Genomic DNA, 4,614 nt, shown 5'->3' with positions numbered 1-4,614 from the left:
CGACCCACGCAGCCCCGGAGAAACCCGCCCTACCGCCGAAGAAACCCGGAACCCGCTGACGCGAGGGCGGAGCCCGCGTCAACGTGGGCGGCATCCTCGGCGGCCGGGTCGGCCTCGGTGGATACCGGGTGACTGGATAGGGACCGTCGGCCCCCTCCCGGCCTGGGCCCTGTGACCAGGCGGGAACCCATCGCGCGGCACCGGGTGAAAGAAGGTGACCGACCGAGGAAAACGGAGCTCGAACTTGAGCACAGACCCCGACCTGGACGATGCGGAGGTCATTCGGCGCGCCCGACACGACCCCACCGTGTTCGCCCTGCTGTTCCACCGACACGCCCGCAGTCTCCACCGCTACGTGACCCGGCGCCTCGGCGACTCAGTGGCCGACGACATCGTCGCCGACACGTTCACCGCGGCCTTCCGGCGACTCCACCGCTACGACACCGGCCACCCCGACGCCCGCCCCTGGCTGTACGGCATAGCCGCCAATCTCATCGGCAAACATCGCCGAGCCGAGGCCAGAGCGTACCTGGCCCTCGCCAGAACAGGTGCGGACGAGGTGGTGGAGAGTTACGCCGACCGGGTGGAGGCCCGAGTGACGGCATCGGCCGCGCAGCGTCAGCTCGCGGGGGCACTGGCGGTACTGCGGCCGAAAGAGCGCGAGGTGTTGCTGATGACCGCCTGGGCGGACCTCAGCTACGAAGAGGTGGCGCGGGCGCTCGGCATCCCGATCGGCGCCGTCCGTTCGCGTTTGCACCGCGCACGAAGGAAGGCCCGTGAGGCCCTGAACGAAGTTGATCCGTCCGAAGTAGGAATGGAGCTTGGCCGTGGATGAGTTGAACCTGCTGCGCGACCTGCGCTCGGAGACACCCGAACCCGACGACGACCGGCTGCGGACTCTGCTCTTGCGCTCACTTCCGAACCGCCGACGGCCCCGGCTCCTGCCGTACCTGCTGGTGCTCGGCACCGGAGCGGTCGCGGTGGTCACCGCCGGCGGCCTCATGGCGTCGCCGGGCGTGGAGGCGCCCCCTCCCAAGAACCCGTCGACCTTCGAGTACAGGGGGACCCTTGTGGACGCCGAGACCACGCTGCGCCAGATGGCCGCCTCCGTCGAGAAGAACGAGCCGGACGCCATACCGCGCCCCGAGCAGTGGATGTACCGAAAGGTGATCGTCAAACAGGCCGACCACACCACCGGGGAGGCGCAGGAGTACTGGAGGCGCTACGACGGCGGCCAGCAGGCCGTCCGCATAGGGCAAGGCCCCCTGGACCTCCACACCCATGCGCCGGAGCCCGACGACGACGACCTCACTCCCCAGGAATACGCCGCCAAGCTCGCCGACCTGCCGACCGACCCGGACAAGCTGCTGGCCCACGTCAAAAGCGACCGGCACTGGAGGATCAAACCGACCGGCGACCCCGGAGATCAAGAACATTCCGACGCGCGAGCATTCCGAGTGCTGTCGCTCTATTTGGAGCAGCAAGTGCCCACGCCCTCCACGCTCGACGCGGCGATCTTCCGCGCACTCGCCAAGATCCCAGGCGTCCGCGTCCACACCGGCATACGCGATGCGCTCGACAGGCCCGGCATCGGCATCGAGTACGACGCCGGAGCACCTGGTGTCGGCACGTCCCGGAACAGGGCCGGAGACGTGATCTCACGGTCATACGTGATCCTCGCCCCCGACACCTACCGCTTCCTCGGCAGGCGTGTGGACTACCTGCGAGATGAAACCCTGGGAGGGGAGGTGCTCTCGCCCCGAGGCAGCGGCTACGCCACCGCCGAAGTCGCGTCCGGCATCGTCGACAAACCCGGCCAGGTGCCCTAGATCTCGCATTGTCCACAGCCGAGCCGCAGCTTCACTGACGCAGCACTCTTCGCCTCGCCAGGAGCCGTGCCGATCGCCATGGCTCCTGGCGACACCATCGCCTGGTTGGTGTCCGGCGGAGGGAACCGACCGATGCGATCGTCCACGGCCGACACCGACATCCAAGCAGGAGAATGCGCAAGCACCTACACATTTCAGGGAACATCATTCACATAAGCACAGAATACAAGGAAGATAAGGCCACCCGCATCCACGGCGAGAATACCACCCTAAAAGGACAGGGGTTCCACAGGAGAACACCTCCTCTCCCCCCAGGGCCCCGCCCCTGGCCGCCATCATAACGGCATAGATCCACTTGTTTCATATCCCTTGCCACCGCACGCTTGACATGCGAACCTCGCTTGAGTGTCCGACAAGGAAGCCGTGCGGGCGGCCTTCCAAAGAGTGGCTCGCCTGGCACACGAACATACAAACGCACTCGTCCCATCGGCCAAAGCGATGGGCGGCCAAGCCTGGGTAGGAGGAGGGGCATCTGAATTCAACGCCCAACTGGTACAGCACCACAGAAACCTGCAACGGGCATTCGAATCCGCGTTGAACCAACTGGCCGACCGAGTGGCCCAGACAGGTGAACCCCGCCCTGCCGTACCCCCGCTGGGAACATCCGCCTCATTCGCCTCCAGCGGCTCCAACGGATTCCGCGGAGTCAACCCCGAGGCCATGAACAGCCTGATAACGTCCCTGCGGACGGCGTCACGCCAACTATCGGAGGCCGGGCAGGTGCTCCACGCCGAGCTCACGCGGCAATGCGTCAGCTCACGCGACGCCACCGCGATCGGCCACATCGGTTCCTGGGCCGAGCAGCAGGAAGGCCAACTCCGCCGGCGCCTCGAAGCCCTCCAGCGCGACGAAGGCGCCATGGACGCCTCATCCCCCATGCCGGCCTCTCTGGTCGCCTACGGACTCTTCGACGGCCACGCCCCCACCGGGAAAAGCGGCCTCACCACCGCGCTCGACAAAGCGGGCCGAGGAGACCAGACCGCCCTCGAAACCCTCCTCCGGCTGCAGAACCGCGGCGACGACCCGACATTCGCCTCCCGCGTCAACAGCTGGTGGCGCATGCTCGGCCCCAAGGCCCAAAGGAGCCTCACCGAGGCCCACCCCCGCCACATCGGCGCGCTCAACGGCGTCCCGTCCACCACCCGCGACCAGGCCAACCGCACCCACCTCGCCGACGAGAAAAGCCGCATCAACGGCTTGCTGCTCACGCTTCCCCTATCCCTGGCCCAGGCCCGGATCGACGGCAAGGAGAAGGCATTCCTCACCCTGGCGAATTCCATTGCACAACAGAAGAAGAACCTCGACACAATCGAATACGGATTATCCAGGGGCGGCCAGAGCGGGCGTGCCACTGCCTACCTCCTAGGCTTCGATCTCGCGGGAACAGGTCGCGCCATCGTTTCCTATGGAGATCCGGATACGGCCGACAGAGTGGTGGCCTATACTCCTGGGCTAGGCACCCGACTGGACAACTTCCAGGGTGATTTCAACCGCGTGACCCATATGTGGGACCGAGCCCATGCCTTAGCCCCGACCCTTAAGCATGCCTCTATCGCATGGCTCGGCTACGAGCCTCCGCAGAAAGACATAAATAGCTTTCTGAAAGAAGAAAGCAGTGTGGCCTCCGCAACTCCGGCCAAGAATGGGGCGGCCTTTTTAGCGGCATTTTCCGATGCGTTGCGCGCAACGCAAATCCCGCGGAAGGACGGCGAGGCTCCGCGTCTAACGATGCTGGGACACAGCTATGGATCTCTCGTCACCGGACTGGCGACTCAGCGCCGACCCGGTTTCACCGACGGCTTGATCTTCGTAGGAAGTCCGGGAGTCGGAGCAATGCACGCCAAGGACCTTGGAGTCTCACCTACGGATGTATGGGTTGGCGAAGCCTACCAAGATATTGTGGCAAAGATCGGATCACTCCCCGAATATATCGACAAGGCAAGCCTTCCCCACAGATTACTGAGTCCAAACTATTGGGTAAATTACAAGAAGCCACTGCCGCACTTCGGCGCCGACCCAGGGAGTGACGAGTTCGGCGCGCAGCGGTTTTATGTCGAACCCACCGGGACCGAGGGTGCGCACTCAAGCTACTGGGAGCCCCGCTCACAGTCGCTCGAGAACATTGCACATATCATCAACGGCGACCACCACAAGACCACAGGGCTACCGGGGAGATGAATTCTTGCGTCGCATGATGCTGAGCATGCTCGCCATCACAGTAGCGGTAAGTTCCTGCAGCAGCGGGGAAAACATGAATAACCCCAATACAACGACACAGCAACAAGCCATTGCCCGTATCGAAAAACTGATCTCTGAGGCGGTGGCGACACTTGGACCGAACACGAAGATGGAGCTCATATCAACGAGCTTGGAGCCCATGAAATGCCTGGAACCCAGCGACGGCGGTTCAGAGGATCGCATCGTCGTCAGCCGCAGCTATTACCTGCCGGACATCTCCAAGGATCGCACAGTTGAGGCCGCCGAGAAGATCAAGAAGCATTGGGAGACTCAAGGGCACGAGATCACTGTGTTCCGTGGCGCCGAGCCCGGCGGGCCATCCATCTCCGGGCGCACACGGCCCGACGACTTTCTCTTCTCGCTCACCACGACGCAGGATGGTGTCATCGACATCGGCGCGAACTCCACCTGCATTTGGCCCAATGGAACGCCGGAGCCCAAGAAGCCATAGGAAAAACCGCCGACCGGGCCGGTCGGCGGTTTGCGG

At 64.2% G+C, this 4,614-nt stretch carries 4 protein-coding genes; all 4 read left to right on the top strand.

The features are described 5' to 3' along the window. Nucleotides 1-244 precede the first annotated feature (244 nt). The 4 genes from BLQ73_RS30645 (at nt 245) to BLQ73_RS30630 (ending at nt 4,578) form a co-directional block, all read left to right on the top strand. The gene (locus BLQ73_RS30645; RefSeq protein WP_093176414.1) at nt 245-835 is read left to right on the top strand and encodes an RNA polymerase sigma factor; all 591 of its coding nucleotides are present in this window, start codon (nt 245-247) and stop codon (nt 833-835) included. Next, nucleotides 828-1,829: a CU044_5270 family protein gene (locus BLQ73_RS30640; RefSeq protein WP_143020557.1), complete on the top strand. Its 1,002-nt coding sequence runs from the start codon at nt 828-830 to the stop codon at nt 1,827-1,829. Before BLQ73_RS30645 ends, BLQ73_RS30640 begins: the two co-directional genes overlap by 8 nt. A 405-nt stretch (nt 1,830-2,234) precedes the next feature. Continuing rightward, entirely contained in the window at nt 2,235-4,067 is a 1,833-nt protein-coding gene (locus BLQ73_RS30635) for an alpha/beta hydrolase (RefSeq protein ID WP_143020556.1), read from the top strand. A gap of 25 nt (nt 4,068-4,092) precedes the next feature. Beyond that, a complete protein-coding gene (locus tag BLQ73_RS30630) occupies nt 4,093-4,578 on the top strand; it encodes a hypothetical protein (protein ID WP_245691563.1) in 486 nt (161 codons plus the stop codon). Nucleotides 4,579-4,614: the final 36 nt, after the last annotated feature.

It is taken from the genome of Sinosporangium album (genome assembly GCF_900100605.1).
GTDB lineage: Bacteria > Actinomycetota > Actinomycetes > Streptosporangiales > Streptosporangiaceae > Sinosporangium > Sinosporangium album.
The sequence above is the reverse complement of the archived record's forward strand: the minus strand, read 5'-3'. Positions and strand labels throughout refer to the sequence as shown.